General features: G+C 67.4%; 16 protein-coding genes. 10 read left to right on the top strand and 6 right to left on the bottom strand.

Going from position 1 to position 20074, the window contains the following annotated elements; all coding sequences use genetic code 11:
* The first annotated feature begins 23 nt into the window (after positions 1-23).
* On the top strand, positions 24-2660 hold the full coding sequence (locus tag ACFVTR_RS03515; protein ID WP_387034778.1) for a CDP-glycerol glycerophosphotransferase family protein: 2637 nt from the start codon (positions 24-26) through the stop codon (positions 2658-2660).
* Here ACFVTR_RS03515 and ACFVTR_RS03510 read toward each other — a convergent pair.
* Entirely contained in the window at positions 2596-4221 is a 1626-nt protein-coding gene (locus ACFVTR_RS03510; protein ID WP_387034776.1) for a glycosyltransferase family 2 protein, read from the bottom strand. The genes ACFVTR_RS03515 and ACFVTR_RS03510 overlap by 65 nt on opposite strands.
* 184 nt (positions 4222-4405) lie before the next feature.
* On the opposite strand from ACFVTR_RS03510, the gene ACFVTR_RS03505 reads away from it, so the two are divergent.
* Genes ACFVTR_RS03505 through ACFVTR_RS03485 form a run of 5 tightly spaced genes read left to right on the top strand, consistent with a single transcriptional unit; the run spans position 4406 to position 10103 of the window.
* Complete coding sequence (locus ACFVTR_RS03505; protein ID WP_387034774.1) at positions 4406-5779, top strand: O-antigen ligase family protein; 1374 nt, start codon at positions 4406-4408, stop codon at positions 5777-5779.
* Positions 5776-7053, top strand: coding sequence for an O-antigen ligase family protein (locus tag ACFVTR_RS03500; RefSeq protein ID WP_387034772.1), 1278 nt, complete (start codon positions 5776-5778; stop codon positions 7051-7053). The genes ACFVTR_RS03505 and ACFVTR_RS03500 overlap by 4 nt, the downstream gene beginning before the upstream one ends.
* Positions 7054-7109: 56 nt before the next feature.
* Positions 7110-7979, top strand: a complete 870-nt coding sequence (locus tag ACFVTR_RS03495) for an ABC transporter permease (protein ID WP_387034770.1) — start codon at positions 7110-7112, stop codon at positions 7977-7979.
* Complete coding sequence (locus tag ACFVTR_RS03490) at positions 7963-8712, top strand: ABC transporter ATP-binding protein (RefSeq protein WP_157422457.1); 750 nt, start codon at positions 7963-7965, stop codon at positions 8710-8712. The genes ACFVTR_RS03495 and ACFVTR_RS03490 overlap by 17 nt, the downstream gene beginning before the upstream one ends.
* Positions 8709-10103: an SDR family NAD(P)-dependent oxidoreductase gene (locus tag ACFVTR_RS03485; protein ID WP_387034768.1), complete on the top strand. Its 1395-nt coding sequence runs from the start codon at positions 8709-8711 to the stop codon at positions 10101-10103. The genes ACFVTR_RS03490 and ACFVTR_RS03485 overlap by 4 nt, the downstream gene beginning before the upstream one ends.
* A gap of 48 nt (positions 10104-10151) precedes the next feature.
* On the opposite strand, the gene ACFVTR_RS03480 is transcribed toward ACFVTR_RS03485, so the two are convergent.
* Both ACFVTR_RS03480 and ACFVTR_RS03475 read right to left on the bottom strand, forming a co-directional pair.
* Entirely contained in the window at positions 10152-10364 is a 213-nt protein-coding gene (locus tag ACFVTR_RS03480) for a hypothetical protein (RefSeq protein WP_387034766.1), read from the bottom strand.
* The gene (locus tag ACFVTR_RS03475) at positions 10358-11929 is read right to left on the bottom strand and encodes a methyltransferase domain-containing protein (RefSeq protein WP_387034764.1); all 1572 of its coding nucleotides are present in this window, start codon (positions 11927-11929) and stop codon (positions 10358-10360) included. The genes ACFVTR_RS03480 and ACFVTR_RS03475 overlap by 7 nt, the downstream gene beginning before the upstream one ends.
* Before the next feature lie 189 nt (positions 11930-12118).
* Here ACFVTR_RS03475 and ACFVTR_RS03470 point away from each other — a divergent pair, with 189 nt between their 5' ends.
* On the top strand, positions 12119-13348 hold the full coding sequence (locus ACFVTR_RS03470; protein WP_387034762.1) for a lipopolysaccharide biosynthesis protein: 1230 nt from the start codon (positions 12119-12121) through the stop codon (positions 13346-13348).
* A 50-nt stretch (positions 13349-13398) separates the two neighbouring features.
* A complete protein-coding gene (locus ACFVTR_RS03465; protein WP_387034760.1) occupies positions 13399-15321 on the top strand; it encodes a glycosyltransferase in 1923 nt (640 codons plus the stop codon).
* Between the two features lie 62 nt (positions 15322-15383).
* Here the strand turns inward: ACFVTR_RS03465 and glf are convergent, their stop codons facing one another.
* Entirely contained in the window at positions 15384-16532 is a 1149-nt protein-coding gene (glf, locus tag ACFVTR_RS03460) for a UDP-galactopyranose mutase (RefSeq protein ID WP_387034758.1), read from the bottom strand.
* 150 nt (positions 16533-16682) lie between these two features.
* On the opposite strand from glf, the gene ACFVTR_RS03455 reads away from it, so the two are divergent.
* Both ACFVTR_RS03455 and ACFVTR_RS03450 read left to right on the top strand, forming a co-directional pair.
* Positions 16683-17126 (top strand): GtrA family protein, encoded by a 444-nt coding sequence (locus ACFVTR_RS03455; protein WP_387034756.1) that lies wholly within the window; start codon positions 16683-16685, stop codon positions 17124-17126.
* Complete coding sequence (locus tag ACFVTR_RS03450; RefSeq protein ID WP_387034754.1) at positions 17119-18087, top strand: glycosyltransferase family 2 protein; 969 nt, start codon at positions 17119-17121, stop codon at positions 18085-18087. The genes ACFVTR_RS03455 and ACFVTR_RS03450 overlap by 8 nt, the downstream gene beginning before the upstream one ends.
* A gap of 97 nt (positions 18088-18184) precedes the next feature.
* On the opposite strand, the gene ACFVTR_RS03445 is transcribed toward ACFVTR_RS03450, so the two are convergent.
* Positions 18185-19477 carry a nucleotide sugar dehydrogenase gene (locus ACFVTR_RS03445; RefSeq protein WP_387034752.1) on the bottom strand — a complete coding sequence of 431 codons (1293 nt, stop codon included), beginning with the start codon at positions 19475-19477 and terminating at the stop codon, positions 18185-18187.
* Between the two features lie 47 nt (positions 19478-19524).
* A complete protein-coding gene (locus ACFVTR_RS03440; protein ID WP_387034750.1) occupies positions 19525-19974 on the bottom strand; it encodes an acyltransferase in 450 nt (149 codons plus the stop codon).
* Positions 19975-20074: the final 100 nt, after the last annotated feature.

Genomic DNA, 20074 nt, shown 5'->3' with positions numbered 1-20074 from the left:
ATCTCGACGTACCACGGAGTCCCATGCAGCCTCAGTTCACCATCGCTTCCGCCGTCTACAACGTCGACCGCTATCTCAGCGACTTCTTCGCCTCGCTCGTGTCACAGAGCTTCGGCTTTCGGAATCTCGAGGTGATTCTCGTCGACGACGGGTCGACTGACGGCTCGTTGGATTCCTGCCGTGCATTCGCAGCAGATCATGAGAATGTGCGTGTCCTGACCCAGGAGAATCAGGGGCAGGGGGCGGCGCGGAACGCCGGGATCGCCGCCTCATCCGGCGAATGGATCACGTTCGTCGACCCCGACGATGTGCTCGACGAGCATTACTTCCAGCGCGTCTCCGCGGTCATGGACAGACCCGATGCCGCGGACGCCGTGCTGTTCGCGGGACACACGATCATGTGGGACGAGGCGACAGACGCCCGGACTGATCGGCACCCGAACGCATTCCGCTTCCGAAACGGCAGCAGCATCGTCGACCTCGAAGGCAAACCGAACTTCGTCCACGGGCAAGCGCCGCTGACCTTCTTCAGGCTCGACCGGGTACGGGAGCACGACGTCGAATTCGACGATCGTCTGCGCACCCGATTCGAGGATGGGAAGTTCGTCTCGGAGTATCTGCTCACCGCATCGAGGCCGGTGGTCGGCCTCGTCGCGGATGCGTACTACTACTACCGTCAGCGGGCCGACGGAAGTTCGTCCGTTCAAGGTGCGCGAAGCGATGCCCGGACCTACGAGCAGGTCGCCAAACACGGCTACCTGCCCCTGCTCGGCGCTGCCGACGACCGCTTCGGCCGAGTTCCCCGTTGGCTGCAGGCACTGATCGCCTACGACCTTCTCTGGTTGTTCAAGGTCGAGGGGCGCGATGGAGCTGCCGGTCGTTCGCTGCCTCGAGACGTCCTGGACGCGTTCCTCGATGAGGTGGCAGCAACGATGGAGTACCTCGAACCCGAGTCGGTCCTGGGTTCCGACATCGTCGGATTCCCGCTCGACGACCGATGGGCGCTCGCCCATGCCTTCCGCAAAGGCCCCATCGCGTCCGGCGTCATCGCCGATGCCATCGACGACGACCGGGATCTCGTGCGGCTGAGGTACCGGTATACCGGCCCCCGGCCCGTCGAACGAATCCTCTCGCGCGGTGTCGAGGTCGCCCCGCACCACGCGACCGACCGGACGCTGAGCTACTTCGGCCGCGTCCTGGCGCACGAACGCACCGCATGGGTGCCGGCCGACGGGACGACCCGAGTCGACCTCGACGGCACACAGCAGACCATCTCGCCCGAGGAGACGACGTGGTCGCCGTACAAGTTCCGACCGGACCAGGAGCGTTCGCTCGTCGAAGAGCGCAATGAACTGACACCGCCGAAGTTCCGCGTGGACTTCGGCATCGTGGCCCTCGTGCGTCAGTCGCTCGGACGAGCGATCCGAGCCGTCATCCGATCGATGCAGAAGTCGAGCCTCAGCGACACCGCGGTCTCCCTCGAACTCCGCGCGCCGTGGAACCGCAAGAAGTACTTCGATGCGTGGGCACTCATCGATCGCGAATGGGACGCGAACGACAGCGCCGAAGAGTTCTACCGTTGGCTTCGTGCGAATCGACCCGAGGTCAACGCGTGGTTCATGCTCAGCAAGGACTCCCCCGATTGGGAGCGTCTCCGCACGGACGGGTTCAGAATGGTGGCGTACGGCAGCCGCCAGTATCGCCTGCTCATGATCATGGCCGCCGAGCTCGTGTCGAGCCACGCGGACGCCCCGATCGTCAATCCGTTCGGCAAGCGGTACGGACGCCCGCGGTGGCGTTTCACCTTCCTGCAGCACGGTGTCATCAAGGGCGACCTCTCGACCTGGCTGAACCCCAAGCCGATCGACACCATCGTGACCTCGACCCCTGACGAGTACCGCTACCTCAGCGGAAAGGGGCCGTACCGCTTCTCGACCCGGGAGGTTCGTCTCACCGGGATGCCACGGTTCGATGCGCTCCTCCGCAAGAGCGCCGAGGTCAGCCCGGACGCCGTCCGGGACATCCTGATCGCCCCGACGTGGCGGAAGTACCTCGCTGGGTCGCTCGAGGTCCGTTCGCAGCGGCACGGGCACTTCTCGGGATTCATGGACAGCGAATTCGCGCGCGCGTGGCGTTCATTGCTCACCGACCCCACGCTCCTCGAACTCGCTCGACGGCACGATCGCCGGCTGGTGTTCCTCCCCCATCCGAACCTCAGCCACTACCTTCCCGAATTCGACCTCCCGAATGAGATCGAGGTCCTTCAGTACGGCGGGCTCGACATCCAGGAGGTTGTCGCGCGTTCGTGCGCGATGATCACCGACTACTCGTCGATCGCCTTCAACCTCGCCCTCCTCGGGCGACCGAGCGTGTACTTCCAGTTCGACGATGAGCGCTACTGGGCGGAGCACACCGAGCGGCGCGGGTACTTCGACTACTCGCGCGACGGATTCGGGCCAGTGACGTTCGAGGCTGCATCGACGATCGAGCATCTTCGCGAACTGCTCGAGGGAAACGATTCGAAGTACGTCGAACGGACGCGAGCGGCGTTCCCACATCGCGACGGGCGGAACAGTGAACGGGTCTACGACGCGATCATCGCTGCGGGTCGCGCGATTCCGTTCCAGGTGGCCTCCGAACCCTTCGTTCCGGAGGCGTGAGCCCAACGACCGTGAGTCGTAGCGGTACGTGCGGGTTGGGGTCGCGCTCGAGTCTGTACCGGCGATCCGCGCCGTGCGCGACCATTCCGTCGGCCGCGAGCCACTCGGCAGGATGCCCGAGTCCCACCTGAATCCGCAGGTGATTCACTTCGACCGTGGCCGAGAACTCGTACGTGTCATCGGCCAACGGGCCCAGGCCGACGGTGAAGTCGAATCTTCCACCTTCGGCGCACTGTTCGAAAACCGTTGCAGCTGCTCCGGTACGGCGACCGGTCAACTCGATTCGCACGGAGACGCCCACGGTGTCGGGAACACCGCGGATCCGGGCGAACCCGCTGAGTCGAAGCTCGGTCGCTGATGCCTCGTCATCGAACTCCCCTCGCTCGACGAGGTGCTGGACACGCGCCGCAGGAGGTGCCGTGGTCCGCTCGGTCAGCGGCACATCGACGACGAATCCGTATTCGACCCCCGACGCATCGGCGCCGACGAAGTAGTCGGACGGACAGCGGTATGCGCCGGATGCCCGGAACTGGAGCAGCTCTTCCTTCCGCCCGGAGGCGAGGAGCGAGAGCGCCGCTCGACGCTCCGCGGTGACCTCTGCGCGCGCGTCGTCGGGCTCGTGCTCCTCGACCGCGAGCAGCGCTGCTCGGAGGATCGACCAGTACTCGTCATCGTCGATCGCATCGTTGTCGAGATACCAATGGAAGTGGGTGGCGTAGAGCGTCCAGTACCATGCGGCGAGCACGGCCTCTCCGACCCCCTCGCGGCGCAGCGAGTCCAATGAGCGACGCCACGCCGCCACGCGATCTCGAAGATCCCGCAGTTCCTCGGGTCTCTGACTGATCGACGACCGATCCTGGCGGGCCCGGTAGTCGTAGGTGATCGTGTCGAGGACGTCGATCGACGAGGCCCGCGCGAACATCAGTGCGATCAGCGGTTGGTCTTCGTAGATGACCCCGTCGAGAAACCCGAGGCGCTGGGCCGACCAGAAGTCCCGCCGGAAGATCTTCCCGCACGGGTAGTTGTTTCTCAGCAGCTTCGGTGTCGCATCGAGCGTGGTCCGGAGCGTGGGCCCACCGTGCAGCTCGCCGACCCACTCAGGAACCCACACTCGTGTGCCGTCGAACCGGCGGAAGGCACCGACCGCGATCTCCGATCCGGTCTTCTCCGCGCTGTCGACGAGCGCTCCCAACGCGTCGGGCGGCAACAGGTCGTCCGAATCGAGGAAGGCGAGATACTTGCCGCGCGCATGTCGGATGCCGAGCTCACGAGCAGGGCCCGGGCCGGCGTTCCGCTGGTTGATCCGTCGAACGCGCGCGTCTCCGAGCGCCTTCCTCAATGCGATCCGCCTCGAGCGGTCCGTCGAGCCGTCGTCGACCAGAATCAACTCGAAGTCGGCGAACCGCTGATCGAGCACGGAGTCGATCGTGCTCGCGAGGTACGCCTCGACGTTGTACACCGGGACGACGACGCTGACGAGCGGCTCGGTCGGCTGTGCGCGTCCGGCCAAGCGAGATCCGCCGGCGCGAATGATCCGACCGATCCTCCCCATGACCGTCATTCGGGCGGACAATCGATGGGCATCCCCACAGCATATGCGTCACCCCTGCATTGCGGCTGTCGCCCCGAGCGGGCGAACCAGAGGTGCGTTCGGGGGAGTACGGGACCTCGGAATGCTTCGAACACGGCCAGGTCGCCTCGCCTCGGGTTCTTGGCGACGGGAGTACGGCGCTACGCTTTACCCCATGGGTCCCGTACGGCGCAGCGCGCTCATCGGCGCGTACGCGACGTTCGCGCTGTTCACGTTGCTGGCGGGCCAGTTCTGGCGCAATCTGCTCGGCTGGTGGGGCTTCGGCATCGTCGCGGCCCTCGTGCTCGGCGGCGCGATCTGGCTCGTCGTCGCGACGCGTCCGAAATGGAACTGGCGACGGGTGCCGAAGTCGACGCTCGTGTTCCTCGTCTTCGCGACCCTCTCGATCGCGTGGTCCTTCTATCCAGGCGCCTCGGCGCTCGGCGTCGGGCTCACCGTCGTCACGACCTTCGTCGCCGTCGCGCTCGCGCTGAGCCTGCCCTGGTCCGGCATCGTCCGCTCGCTCGGCGCCTCGATCAAATGGGTGCTCGCGCTCTCCCTGCTCTTCGAACTCTGGGTCGCGGTGTTCGTCCGCGAACCGCTGGTGCCGAACTTCCCCGACTTCGACCCGAACGCCGAGAAGATCCCGATGGCCTTCTACTGGTCGAGAGCACTGCTCTTCGACGGCGGTCCGATCGAGGGCATCGTGGCCAGCCGCAACCTCCTCGCGATGACCGCGCTGCTCGGGCTCATCGTCTTCGGCACGATGCTCGCGGCGGGCACGATGCGACGAGTGAGCGGCATCTTCTGGCTCGCCGTCGCCGGTGCGGTCTTCGCGCTCACCCGATCGGCGACCGTCATCCTCGTGGCGGCGGTCGTCCTCGTCGCCCTCGGATTCGCGCTGTGGGCGCGCCGGATGGGCCCCGAGCGTCGTCGCGGGGTGTACTGGGCGGCCGGCGGTGCGCTCGTGGCATCCGTCACCCTGCTCGCCGTGTTCTGGAATCAACTGCTCGAGCTCTTCGGCAAGGGTGAGGACCTGACCGGTCGACTCGACATCTGGGACGCCGTGATCGGCATGATCGGCGAGCGCCCGATCGCGGGCTGGGGCTGGGTCGGCTACTGGAATCCCTTCGTCGAGCCGTTCAGCGACCTCGCCGTCCGCAAGGGCGTCGTCTACCTGCAGGCGCACAACGCCTGGCTCGACGTGTGGATGCAGCTCGGCATCATCGGCCTCCTCGCCTTCGCCGCCATCGTGATCGGCGCGCTGTGGCGCTCGTGGTTCCTCGCCGTCGACCGGCCGATGGATGCCTCGGGCCGGCCGATCCCGTACTCCCCCGCCGCGCTCCTCCCGCTCCTCGTGCTCGTGGCACTCATCGGCCAGAGCCTCGCCGAGAGCCGCATCCTGGTCGAGAGCGGCTGGGTGCTGCTGATCGCGATCGCCTGGTCGACGAAGCGCCGCCAGTGGGAGCACGAGCCCCTGCCCGCCGCACCCCGCGCGAAGCGCTTCGGCGGTCACGACGCGCAGGGCGTGCGCGACGGGGCGCGATGACGTCGGGCGGGGCGCCGGCGCGCGCCGAGATGATCCGCGAGTTCGTGGGTTCGGCACGGTTCGCGCAGGCGGTCTCGCTCATCGCGATCGGGCTGGCGTTCAGCACGCACGCGATCCGCGCCCTGATCGGCTGGCCCGGCCTGCTCGCGGCGCTCGCGGGCCTGCTCGTGCTCTGCGCCGCCTCGCTCGTGACGCGTTGGCGGGCGATCGAGTGGTACGGCATCCTGCCCCTCACGATCCTCGTCTTCGTCGGCTGGTGCGCCGCGTCCGTGATCTGGAGCACGACCCCCGGCGCCTCGGCGGCCCGCGTCGTCTACCTCGTCGCCTTCGCCGTGCTCGGCATCTACGTGGCGCTCATGCGCGACACCATCCAGATCGTGCGCGCCTTCGGCGACACCTTCCGGCTCCTCCTCGCCGTCTCGCTCGCGCTCGAGCTGCTCGCCGGCATCCTCATCGACTCGCCGATCCCGTTCCTCGGGATCCAGGGCGATCTCGCCGCGCTCGGCCCGATCCAGGGCATCTTCGGCTCCCGCAACATGCTCGGCTTCGTCGCGCTCATCGGGTTCATCACCTTCATCGTCGAATGGCGGATGCACATCATCTCGCGCGGCCGTGCGATCGGCTCGGTCGCCCTCGCGCTCGGCTCCATCGTGCTCTCGGGCTCCCCCACCGCCTGGATCGCCCTCGGTGCGGCGCTCGTGGCCCTCGCAGCGCTCTACGGGCTGCGGCGGGTGCCCACGGTGAGCCGCTGGCGCTGGCAGCTCGCGCTGCTCGTCACCGGCGCGGCCGCGCTCGTCACGGGGTGGATCCTGCGCATCCGCATCATCGAACTGCTCGATGCACGGGCCGAGTTCGACGTGCGCCTCGATCTCTGGCGCGAACTCTCGCGCTACCTGAGCCTCAACCCGCTGCAGGGCTGGGGCTGGGTCGGCCGGTGGCCCGATTCACCGCCGTACACCTGGCTCGAAGCCGGGGCCGGGCGGCCGCACGAGTCGGCGCTGAACGCGTACCTCGACGCCTACTTCCAGGTCGGCGTCATCGGTGCGTTCGCCTTCGCCGCGCTGATCGGCGTCGCGCTCGTGCGAGCCTGGCTCCTCGCGTCGAACCGGCGCAGCGTCGTGTACCTGTGGCCCGCCCTCGTGCTGGTCGCAGTCGCGGTGACGAGCGCTGCCGAGAGCTTCGCCCTCTACGAGGGCGGGTGGATGCTCGTCGTCATCTGCGCGGTGAAGGCCGCGCGCGACATGAGCTGGCGCGACGCGCTCAAGCGAAGCTGAGCGGGCCCTGCACGTCCGCTCAACCGGTCCCCATTCGGGCGCATACAATCGTCAAGATGTCCAAGCCCGATTCCGTCGATCTCTCGGCGTTCTCCGTACCCGGTTCCGGACGCGGGATCCTCGATGTGTTCAGCTACGGATACCTCCTGCGCCTCCTCGTGCGCAAGGGGATCCTGACGCGCTACCACGGCTCCGTTCTGGGGTGGGCGTGGTCGTACGTCAAGCCGACGGCGCAGTTCTTCATCTACTACGTCGTGATGGGAGTCTTCCTCAATCTCTCGCGAGGGATCGAGGCGTTCCCGATCTACCTGTTCTCCGGGATCGTGGTCGTCAACCTCTTCAACGAGGCGTTCGGCAACGCGACGAAGTCGATCGTCAACAACAAGGCGCTGGTGAAGAAGATCTATCTTCCGCGCGAGTTGTTCCCCATCGCGGACGTCTTCATCGCGTTCGTCCACTTCCTTCCGCAGCTCAGCATCCTGGTCGTGGTATGCCTGATCTTCGGCTGGGTGCCGACCTTCGTGCAGCTCGCCGGAGCGTTGCTCGCCATCTTCATCGTCCTCCTGATCGCCACCGGACTCGGGCTGCTCTTCGGCTCCATCAACGTCTCCTACCGCGACTCGCAGAACCTGGTCGAGCTCATCCTCATGTTCGCGACCTGGACCTCCCCGGTGCTGTACTCGTTCACGATGGTGCGGGACAAGCTGCCGACCTGGGCGTTCGACCTGTACATGCTCAACCCGCTCACCTCGGCGGTGGAACTCTTCCACTCGGCGTTCTGGTTCCCCACGACGAGTGAGGCGGCCGAACGACCCGAGCATCTCTGGTTCTTCGCCGGCATCTCGGTTGTCGTGGCACTCGTCGTGCTGCTCATCGGCCAGTTCGTCTTCCGAAAGTTGGAGGGTCGCTTTGCCCAAGACCTCTGAGCTCAATCCGCCGCGAATCATCGTCGAGGGCGTTCGGAAGACCTATACCCTGCGCCACACGCAGTCGTTCAAGGAGACCTTCGTCGCCTGGATCAGGCGCAAGAAGACCTCGACGTCGTTCCAGGCGCTCAACGGCATCGACATCACGGTCGGCGACTCCGAGGCGATCGCCTTGCTCGGCTACAACGGTTCCGGAAAATCGACCCTCCTCAAGCTCGTCTCGGGCGTACTCCGCCCCGACGCGGGTCGAATCCTGACTCGCGGACGCGTCGCGGGACTCATCGAAGTCGGGGCCGGTTTCCATCCCGACCTCTCGGGACGTGAGAACGTCTACCTGAACGCGGCCATCCTGGGCATGTCGAAGGACGAGATCGACGCCCGCTTCGACGAGATCGTGGAGTTCAGCGAGATCGGCGAGTTCATCGACACGGAGGTGAAGCACTACTCGTCCGGCATGTTCGTGCGCCTCGCGTTCTCGGTCGCCATTCATACCGAACTCGACATCCTCCTCGTCGACGAAGTGCTCGCCGTCGGCGATGCGCCGTTCCGCGAGAAGTGCAAGACGAAGATCCGTGAGATCGTCGCAGCCGGCAAGACGCTCTTCATCGTGAGTCACGACCTCGGGATGGTGTCCGATCTCTGCAGCAGGGGCATCGTGCTCCGGCGGGGCGAGATGGTGTTCGACGGGGCGATCGGCGATGCGATCACGACGCTGAAGGCCTCCACCCGATGAACCCGTCCTCCCAGACCATCGCGGTCATCCTCGCCGGAGGCATCGGCGTCCGCGTCGGGCTCGGCATGCCCAAGCAGCTCATTCGAATCGCCGGTAAGGCGATCGTCGAGCACACCCTCGAGGCGCTCGAGGCGAGCCCGCTGATCGACGAGGTCCTCGTGATGATGAACGCTGGCTCGATCCACGAACTCGACCATCTCAAGCTCGATCCGCGGTTCACCAAGCTCACCGCCGTGCTGCCGGGCGGTGAGACCCGCAACGACACCACGCGGCTCGCCCTCGCAGCACTCCCCAACGATGCCGACCCCAAGGTGCTCTTCCACGACGCGGTGCGCCCGTTCCTCGACGACCGCATCATCGAGGACTGCGTCGCGGCGCTCGACGAGTACGACGCCGTCGACACCGCCATCCCGTCGGCCGACACCATCATCGAGGTCGATGAACGTTCGATCATCACCGGCATCCCACCGCGCTCTCGGCTGCGCCGCGGTCAGACCCCTCAAGCCTTCCGGCTCTCGGTCATTCGACGGGCCTACGAGCTCGCCGCGGACGACCCCGAGTTTGCCGCGACCGATGACTGCGGTGTGATCTTCAAGTACCTCCCCGAGGTGCCGATCAAGGTCGTTCCCGGCACGGCCGAGAACATGAAGATCACCGAACCGCTCGACATCCACATCGCCGACAAGATCTTCCAGCTGCAGACCACGTCGCTCACCGCGCCCTCCGCCGACGGTCAGGTCGCGCTCGACCTCACCGGCAAGTCGGTCGTCGTGTTCGGCGGCAGCTACGGGATCGGCGCGAGCATCGCCGGGCAGGCGAGGGCCGCGGGCGCCCGGGTGCACTCGTTCAGCCGCTCGTCCACCGGCACCGACGTGACCTCGCGGAAGCAGGTGCGCCGTGCGCTGAAGACCGCGTCGGCTGAAGGCGGCATCGACTACGTCGTGATCGCGGCGGGCGTGCTCTCGATCTCGAACCTCACCGAGACGTCGAAGAAGCGCCTGCGCAGCACGCTCGAGACGAATCTGCTCGCCCCGGCGAAGATCGCGCAGGAGGCGTTCCCATACCTCGAGACTTCGAGGGGGCAGCTGCTGCTCTTCACATCGAGCTCGTACACCCGCGGCAGGGCCGGCTACAGCATGTACTCCGCGACGAAGGCCGGCGTCGTCAACCTCACCCAGGCGCTCGCCGACGAGTGGGCCGAGGCGGGCGTACGGGTCAATTGTCTGAACCCGCAGCGCACCCGCACGCCGATGCGCACGAAGGCGTTCGGCGACGAGCCGACGCACACCCTGCTCGATCCCGATCACGTCGCAGCGGTCTCGTTGCGTCTGCTCGACTCCGACCTCACCGGGCAGATCGTCGATGTGCAGGTCGCTGCAGCGGCACGCTGATCCCGCTGCGGCGCGTCCGCGCACGTCGTGCCGCCTCGGCGCAGCGGGTCAGCGCTCCTCTCGCTCGCCCGCCTCGGCACGCAGCCGTTCGAAAACGAGGTCGTAGAGCTCGGCGATCCGTCGGGAGTCGACCCGAAGTTCGTCGACCTCGGCACGGAGGCGGTCGAGCTCAGCGTTCAGCCGCGCGATCTCCGCCGACTCCGGCACGGTCGGACCGCGGCGTCCCAGCTTGCGCAGTGCCGTCTCGAACCGGTTCACCATGTCTCCTCCCGAGCCGGCGATGCCGGCGCTTTCGTACTGTAGATCCTCACCGTCGCGACCGATCGCGGACCCGACGACGACGAGCGCAGCGAACGTGCCACCAACTCGATCGACAGCCCCTCCCGCGACGCCTCCTCGCGCAGCCATGCGAGCGGCAGATGCCAGGTGTCTGGGCGATGGTGCTCGTAGACGAACGACGGGTCGACCGCGAACGAGGCGAGCGCAGTCGAATCGTGGCCGAGCAGGGCGCGGAGGAGCAGGAAGGTGTTGGCTCGGGTCTCGCGGGTCAGTGAGGCGAGCACGTCCGAGAGCAGGAAGTGCCGCACGCCGCCCCGCCCGAGCTCGTCGGCGATGAAGTCGAGCACCGCCCGACGGTCGGCGAGGTTGAGCCTGAGCGCGGTGACCCCGGGCCGGGCGGAAGCGGCTGCGATGGCCGCGCGCGCGAAGTCGACGGCGAGCACCTCTCGACCCGCCTCGGCGAGCACCGCGGCCAGTTCGCCGTCTCCGCAGCCGAGGTCGATCACTCGTTCTCCGGGCGCGGTCGCCGCGAGCATCCTGGCCGCGTCGCGACGCCAGTGCCGGGATCGCCCCAGTCGGATATGCCGTTCCCAGAAGTCGCGATTCAGGTCGTAGACGCCGAACCAGTTCTCGAACCGCCTGCGGGTCGCCGCCGGGGTGCGGAACCGGAAGCCCGGGTCGGGCGTGCGCCAGTCGGGTCCGTAGCAGAGAGCGAGCCACGCGTCGCCGTCGGCGACCGACGGCACCGTGTTGCCTTCGAGGCTCACGTCGGTCAACGGCAGCAGCAGTTCGGGATCGAACAGGCCGCGCACGGCGATCGGCTGGCTGTAGATGCCGCGGTCATGGAAGCCGAGGAACAGGTCGACATGCACGTCGGGACCGTGGACGCCGGGGCCTGCCGGCGCCTCGAACATGACCTGCAGATGCGCATCGCTGTGCCGGATCACGTCGTGGCCGAGCTCCCGGATGCGGCGCTCGAGCGCGTAGGAGGCGATCGAGACGTCGGGCGGGGAGACCTCGCCGAGGTAGACGAGCAGGTCGATGTCGTCGTCGTGCGCGAGGATGCGGCCTTCGCGGATCGCGCCGAGCAGCGTGCCCCCGGTGATCGCCGCGGTGTACCCGAGCCCCCGCAGGTCGTCGAGCACGGCGCCCATGGCGGCGATGAGACGACGGTGCAGCTCATCGGAGGGCGCATCCGTCAGCTTGCCCCACTTGTCGACGATCTGACCGGATGCCGCGAGCTCCGGCAGTCCGATCGTGTGCGCCGCGCTCGGCCAGGCGAAACGCCCCTCCGCGAGCGCGATGCCACTGCGCTGGTCACGGAGCACGATCTCCCCTTCGCCCACGAGATGGGTGCTCAGCACGTTCGGCCACGGGACGACGACGGTGCGCCCCTCGGGCTCGGGGACGCGCGTCGACCACATGCGGTGGCCGTCGATCTCGACATCGACCGTGCGACCGAGTGCGGGCGAATCGAAGCCGACGCGAAGGCCGCGCTTCCCCGCCCGAAGCCCCGAGCGCAGGCCGGCACGTCGAAATACAGTCACGAAGTGCAAATCCTTCGGTTCGTTTGACGGGTGGCTCAGAGGATCATACGAGTCTATGCGAACGCGTGGATTCCCACCTGCCCGCTTCGGTTCCTCGCTCCCGCGGTTCTGGGAGAGAATAGCGGGAATGCGCACGACACCGGCCGGGCGCCCCAGCCCGAACCTGAGCCCGTTGGAGGTCGTCGGCGCGTGAAGACCAAGACTGCGCTCCGCTTCGCCGGAGGCTACGGGCTCTCCGTCGCCATCAGCGGCGTCGTGAGCCTGGCGGTGATCCCCGCCATCATCGTCGCCGCAGGCGCCGATGCCTGGGCGACGATCGCGGTCGCCCAGGCGGTCGCGGGGTTCGGCATCGTCTTCGCCGTGTTCGGTTGGGGGGTGATCGGTCCGACCGAGATCGCCGCCCGCGCGCCGGGCGAGCGCGGCGAGTACTTCTTCGATTCGCTGCTCAGCCGGACCTGGCTCTGCATCTTCGTCGTGCCGATCGCCATCGTCATCGCGGTCGTGATCATCGGCCACGACGCGCTGCTCGCCGCACTCACGGTTGCGAGCGGTGTGCTGGTCGCGCTCGGCGCGGGCTGGTTCTATGTCGGCGAGGCGAGTCCGATCCGCTTCCTCCTGCTCGACACGCTCCCGCGGACCGCGGGCACCGTGCTCGGCGCCGGAGCACTCATCGTGACGGGCGATGCGGTTGCCTTCGCCGGCCTCCAGCTGGCCGGTGTCGTCATCGCCGCCGTGCTCTCGTCCTGGGACATCCTCGCCCGCTACCGCGGCTGGCGGTTCACCCTGTCGCCGGTGAAGGCCGTTCGGAACCTCGCAGGCCAGGCGAGTCCGGTCGCCATGTCGGCGACCTCCTCGCTCTACGTCAACGTCCCGATCGTGCTCATCGACCTCTTCCTCCCCCAAGCGACGGCCGTCTACGCCCTCGCCGAGCGGATCGTGCGGCTCGCGCTGTACTCGACGCGCCCCGTCGTGCAGGTCGCGCAGGGATGGGTGCCGAACCCGGATCCGCGTACGCAGGCGGCTCGAGCCCGGCGCGTGACCCTGATCGGCATCGGCCTGGGCGTGCTCGGAGGTCTGGCCTACGGCATCGCGGGACCGTGGATCGGTGAGGTGCTCTCGGGCGGCGCCCTCAGCATCCCCACCGCCCTCGCCGTGCCGATGGCGGTGAACCTCGCAGCGATCCTCGTGTCGCAGCTCACCGGATTCGCGTGCCTGACCGCGTATGGACTCACGAGGGTGCTCGCCACGAGCACGATCGTCGGCGCCGTCGTCGGGACGGCACTCATGTATCCGCTGATGATCTGGCTCGGCGCACCAGGTGTCGCCTGGGGCCTCGCGATCGCCGAGTCGTGCGTGCTCGCCGTCCAGCTCGTGTCACTCGCGCCCAGGATTCGCCGAGCAGAGCCAGTAGGCTCGTAGGGGCGCCGACAGCTGCGGAGCCTTCCCACCGAACCACGGAGCATTTCAGCGTGAGCTTGACCTGGAACGAGATCCAACGCATCGTCTTCCCCCAGGATGCCGATCCCGACGTCATCTCGCTGTACGTCGACGCCGACGTGTGGGCGAAGGTCGGCGAACGCGAGGTGCGCGTCAGCGATCGCGCCCACCTCGACGACGTGCTCGGGCGCGACCGGTTCCGCGTCGGCGCCGGCGACCGCGTCTCCTTCGCGAGCTACTTCAACGCGTTCCCTGCGTCGTATTGGCAGCAGTGGACGAACGTCGAACGTGTGCGGCTCAGCGTGGAGACGAGTGGATCGGGCACCCTGCTGGTCTACCGCTCGACGGCCCAAGGCATCCCGCAGCGCGTCGCCTCCGAACCGTTCAGCGGTACCGTGCGCCACGAGATCGAGCTGCCGGTCGTGACGTTCGGCGACGGCGGCTGGTACTGGTTCGACATCGTCGCCGGGGACCACGAGGTCGTTGTGGCCGACGGGCGCTGGGAGACCGACGCGCCCGAGCTGCGCACCGGCGGGGCATCCATCGGCACGACGACCTTCAACAAGCCCGACTACTGTGTACGCACCCTCGGGGCGCTTGCATCCGACGCCACCGTCCGCGAGGTCATCGATCGCATCTACATCGTCGACCAGGGCAACCAGCGCGTCGTCGACGAACCCGATTACGGCGACGTCGCGGCGCTGCTCGGCGAAACCCTCACGATGATCGAGCAGCCGAACCTCGGCGGCTCCGGCGGATTCGCCCGCTCGATGGCGGAGACGCTCGAAGCCGGCGAGAGCGACTTCATCATCCTGCTCGACGACGACGTCACGGTCGAGCCCGAGAGCATCGCGCGTGCGGTGCGCTTCGCACGGCGCACGACGCGTCCGGTCGTCGTCGGCGGGCACATGTTCGACCTGCTCAACCGCCCGGTCCTGCACGCGTTCGCGGAGACGGTCGACCTCAAGCCCTTCGTCTGGCATGCACAGCCGCACGATGAGGTCCCGCACGACTTCCGGTTCTCGAACCTGCGCCAGACCCGCTGGATGCACGCCCGGATGGACGCCGACTACAACGGCTGGTGGTTCTGCCTCATCCCGACCGAGGTCGTTCGCAAGATCGGCCTCTCGCTCCCGGCGTTCATCAAGTGGGACGACGCCGAGTACTGCCTCCGCGCCCGCGACGCCGGCTACCCGACCGTGACGCTGCCGGGGATGGCACTCTGGCATGTGTCGTGGCTCGACAAGGACGACTCGATCGACTGGCAGGCGTACTTCCACGCGCGCAACCGGATCGTCGCCGCGCTCCTGCACTCCCCCCACGCCGGCGGAGGCCTGTTGATGCGCGACAGCAAGCGTTGGGACCTCAAGCACCTCCTCTCGATGCAGTACTATCCCGTCACCCTGCGGCACCGGGCACTCCGCGACATCCTGTCGGGTCCCGAGCACATGCAGCGCGGCATGCCGACGATCCTCGGCGAGCTGCGCGCAGCAGCAGCCGAGTTCCCTGAGAAGACGGTGCTCAAGAACGACGAAGACCTGCCCCGGACCGTCGAGGGCAAGCGGGTCTACCCGGTTCCGTCCGGAACCGCCGGGCCGAAGGGACCGCGAGGCGTTCCCCTCGTCGCGTTCACCGCGCAGATGACGGCGAAGCAGTGGCTGACCAAGCCGGCACCGCAGAACGTCGCGGAACCGCAGGTGGAGCTCTCGAAGCGCGACGGCACGTGGTTCCGGCTCCCCTATTTCGACAGCGCCCTCGTGTCGACCGCGGACGGCTCCGGCAAGGTGCGCTACACGCGCGACCCCGAGACGTTCCGGCGACTTCTTCGGGAGAGCCGCCGACTGCACGCCGAGCTCAAGCGTCGCTGGCCCGAACTCGCCCGCGAGTACCGTGCCGCGCTGCCCGAGATCACCTCACCCGAACAGTGGGCGCCCCACTTCACCACGAAGAAGTAGGCCACCGAAGCAACGAGAACGGCCCCGAGGCATCCGCCCCGGGGCCGTTCTCGTGACGCGGGTCAGCGCGCGAAGCGCTCGACCAGCTTGTTCTGGAACATGCTGAGCGCCGAACCGATCGCCATGTGCATGTCGAGGTACTGGTAGGTGCCGAGTCGACCGCCGAAGTAGACGTCGGCCTCGCCGTCCTGCAGTTCGCGGTACGCGAGGAGCGCCGCGCGGTCCTCGGGGGTGTTCACCGGGTAGTACGGCTCGTCGCCCTGCTCGGCGAAGCGCGAGAACTCGCGCATGATGATGGTCTTGTCGGCCGGGTACTCCCGCTCGGGGTGGAAGTGGCGGAACTCGTGGATGCGGGTGAACGGCACCGCAGCGTCCGCGTAGTTCATGACCGACGTGCCCTGGTAGTCGCCCACCGGCATGACCTCGCGCTCGAAGTCGAGGGTGCGCCAGCTCAGGTGCCCGGCCGACGAGTCGAAGTAGCGGTCGACGGGGCCGGTGTAGACCACGGGAACGTTGCCGGCCACAGCCGCCTTGTTGAACGGCTGCGACGTGTCGAAGAAGTCGGTCGAGAGCTTGACGTCGATCTTCGGGTGGTCGGCCATCCGCTCGATCCACGCGGTGTAGCCGTCGACCGGCAGGCCCTCGTAGGTGTCGTTGAAGTACCGGTTGTCGTAGTTGTAGCGCACGGGCAGCCGGCTGATGACCTCGGCGGGCAGTTCGGTCGGGTCGGTCTGCCATTGCTTCGCGGTGTAGTCGCGGATGAACGCCTCGTAGAGCGGGCGGCCGATCAGCGAGATCGCCTTCTCCTCGAGGTTCGCCGCGGTCTTCGTGTCGAACTCGTCGGCCTGGGAGGCGATGAGGGCGCGAGCCTCGTCGGGCGAGTAGGCCGCGCCGAAGAACTGGTTGATCGTGCCGAGGTTCACCGGCAGCGGGTACACGACGCCGTTGTGGTTCGTGTACACCTTGTGCTGGTACGAGGTGAATGCGGTGAACCGGTTGACGTACTCCCACACCTTCTCGTTCGAGGTGTGGAACAGGTGTGCGCCGTACTTGTGCACCTCGATACCCGTGGTCGGGTCGTTCTCGCTGTACGCGTTGCCGCCGATGTGATCGCGCCGGTCGATGACCTGCACGGTGAGGCCGAGCTCGTTCGCGGCACGCTCGGCGATGGTGAGGCCGAAGAAGCCGGAGCCGACGATGAGGAGATCCATGCAGTGCGCGCTTTCTTGCTCGAGGATGGCCGCAGGCGCGGCTGCGCAGCGTGCCTCGAGGCATCGCCGCGCCCACTCAGTCTATCGACCGAATTTCCGCCCGGGACGGACCGGAAGGGCGCTCAGGCGCATTCTGGCAAGATGGAGTCGATGTCCACCAATCCCGACGCCACGCGTCCCCACGCCCTCGCTCGCCTCTGGGGCAACAGCGTCATCCGCTATCTCGCCGTCGGCGGGTTCTGCTTCGTCGTGGACGTGGCCCTGCTCTGGTTCGCTCACGAGGTGCTGGGCGTCCCGCTCGCCATCTCCGCCCCCATCGCGTTCCTGGCATCCTTCGCCGTCACCTATACGATGCAGCGCGTCGTCGCGTTCGCGTCCGACGCCAAGGTCGTGCCGAGCGTCGGACGCTACACCGTGCTCGTGATCTTCAACACGATCGCCACGACCGTGATCGTGTGGGGTGTCGACGCGCTGGGCGGCGAGTGGCTCGTCGGCAAGGTCCTCGCGGTCGCCGCCACCACCGTGTGGAATTACTTCATATACCGTTACTGGGTGTTCACCCGCACCCGAAAGGACCAGTCCGCCGATGTATAAGGGCGCAGTCGTCGCCGCAGTCGTTCCTGCCTACAAGGAAGAGCGGATGATCTCGAGGGTGATCGACACGATGCCCGCCTATGTCGACCACATCGTCATCGTCGATGACTGCAGCCCCGACGGCACGAGTGACGTCGTCAGAGCGAGCACCGACCCGCGCGTCACGCTCATCCGCCATGAGGTCAATCAGGGTGTGGGCGGCGCGATCATCACGGCCCACCGCAAGGCGATGGCCCTCGGGGCGGACGTGAACGTCGTGATGGCGGGTGATGCGCAGATGGACCCCGCGTACCTTCCAGGTCTGCTCGACCGGGTGACGGAGGATGGGTACGGATTCGCCAAGGCCAACCGGTTCTACTCCCCCGAGTCGTTCAAGGGGATGCCGGCGCACCGGGTTTTCGGCAACATCGCCCTGTCCTTCCTGACCAAGATGGCTTCCGGATACTGGAACCTCTTCGATCCGCAGAACGGATACACCGCGATCCGCACGGAGGTCCTCGAGCGCGTTCCGCTCGATCGTGTCGCGACGCGCTACAGCTTCGAGAACGACCTCCTCATCCACTTGAACATCCTGCAGGTACCTGCCGTCGATGTCCCGATCCCGGCGATCTACGGCGACGAGGTGTCCAGCATCCGACTCAGCAAGGTGGTCCCGGAGCTGATCGGCCGACTCTGGTCGGGGTTCTGGTCGCGTGTCTGGTATCGCTACGTGCTCTGGTCGTTCTCCCCGATCGCGCTGCTCGGGTTCCTCGGCCTGCTGCTCTTCGTGTTCGGGGTCGGCGTCAGCGTGTGGATGGTCTTCCAGATCGCCGCATCGGTCGTGGCGACCGCCGCGACGGTCATGCTGGCCGCGCTGCCACTGATGATCGGCACGCAGCTGCTCGTCAGCGCGCTGCAGCTGGACATACAGGCGACCCCTTCGACGCCGACCTACCCGCCGTTCACGAGCGCGACCTCGTAGCCCGTCGTGGGCTGCGGCCGGACCTCGGCCCCCGCCCACGACGAGGGCCGCGGCCGGGCGTCAGCCTGCGCCGACGACGAGGGGCTGCGGCCGGGCCTCAGCCCGCGCCGACGACGAGGCGGGGAGTTCCCGCCCATGCTGCGGAATCGGTCGCGTTTCGTCCGTCGACGAGCAGCCGGACTCCGGGCAGCTGGCCCGGCGCGAGCACGCGGTAGTCGGCGTGGTCGGTCTGGATGATGGCGAGATCCACCTCGGCGCCCAGCGCGTGCGGTGCGAAGCCCATCGCACGGAGCTCCTCGTCGGAGTAGAGCGGGTCGTGCACGGTCACGACCGCGCCGCGGGAGCGGAGCGCCTCGACGGTCGGGAACACTCCGGAGAACGCGGTCTCCTTCACACCGCCGCGGTACGCGGCACCGAGCACGACCGTGCGGAGACCTTCGAGCGAGCCGAGCACGCTCTCCGCCTGCGCGACCATTCGCTCGGGCATCGACGCGTTCAGCACTCGCGCGGTGCGAACGATGTCCGCGTCGGGGTCGGTCGCGAGATACAGTCGCGGATAGACCGGGATGCAGTGCCCGCCGACGGCGATCCCGGGGCGGTGGATGTGGCTGTAGGGCTGTGAGTTGCACGCCTCGATCACGCGGTAGACATCGATGCCGTTCGCGGCGGCGAAGAGCGCGAACTGGTTCGCCAGTCCGATGTTGACATCGCGGTAGGTCGTCTCGGCGAGCTTCGCCATCTCGGATGCCTCGGCGCTGCCCAGATCCCAGACGCCGTTCGGCCGAGGCAGATCATCGCGCTCGTCGAACTGGAGGACCGCTTCGTAGAACTCCCGTGCCCGTCGGGTGCCCTCGTCCGACAGGCTTCCGATGAGCTTGGGGTACTTGCGCAGGTCGGCGAAGACGCGGCCCGTGAGCACGCGCTCGGGCGAGAAGACGACGTGGAAGTCCTCCCCCTCGACGAGCCCGGAGATCTCCTCGATCATCGGCTTCCACCGCCCTCGCGTGGTGCCGACCGGCAGGGTCGTCTCGTACGACACGAGCGTGCCCGGGGTGAGGTGCTCCGCGAGCGAGCGCGTCGCGGCGTCCATCCATTTGAAGTCGGGCTCCCACGTCGTGTCGTCGACGAAGAGGGGAACGACGATCACGACCGCGTCCGCCTGGGGGATGGCATCGGAGTAGTCGGTCGTGGCCCGCAGCCGGCCGGCGGGGACGAGCTCGGAGAGCTTCTCCTGCAGTTCCGCCTCACCCGGGAACGGCTCGATCCCGGCGTTGATCGAAGCGACCGCGTCGGCGTTGACATCGACCCCGATCACCTCGTGACCTGAGTCGGCGAACTGGACGGCGAGGGGAAGCCCGATCTTTCCGAGGGCCACGACGGCGATACGCATGAATTCCATCATATTCGGATGACGGGACGATGCTGGCGCCCCCTCGATCACGAATCGACGGAGGGGTTCCGAGATGCGTCGAACTTCAGGGCGGCATCGGGGATGACGCGGGCCGGCACCCCGACGAGCAGGCTGCCCGCGGGTGCTCGGGTGCCCTCCTTCACGATCGCGCCGGCGGCGACGATCGAGCCGTCCCCGATCTCGCACCCCATCAGGATGACGGCGTTCGCCCCGATGTGGACGCGGCTGCCGATGGTCGTCGCCCGTCGCTCGATGGGCAGGGCGCGACCCGAGACGCAGCGGGCGACGGTCGAGTGCGTGTAGATGTGGACGCCCGACGACACGTCGCAGCCGTCGCCGATGGTGAGCCCGCCGCTGCCGTCGATGACGCAGAACGCCCCGATCCAGCAGCCTTCGCCGATCTCGGGGTCGCCGATGAGCCAGGCGTGCGGGTTGTAGGGGTTGGCGGGAATACCCGATGCCTCGGACACTGCCATGACGATCCCCGATTCTGATGTGCGCGAGCGGGCGGATGGTAGCCTTGCCTCTGGTCCGCTGGCCGCGATCGCCAGGCAATCCTATCGAAAGTTCACCTCG

The sequence above is a fragment of the Agromyces sp. NPDC058126 genome (assembly GCF_042884595.1).
Lineage (GTDB): Bacteria > Actinomycetota > Actinomycetes > Actinomycetales > Microbacteriaceae > Agromyces.
This window is presented reverse-complemented; position numbering and strand designations above follow the sequence as displayed.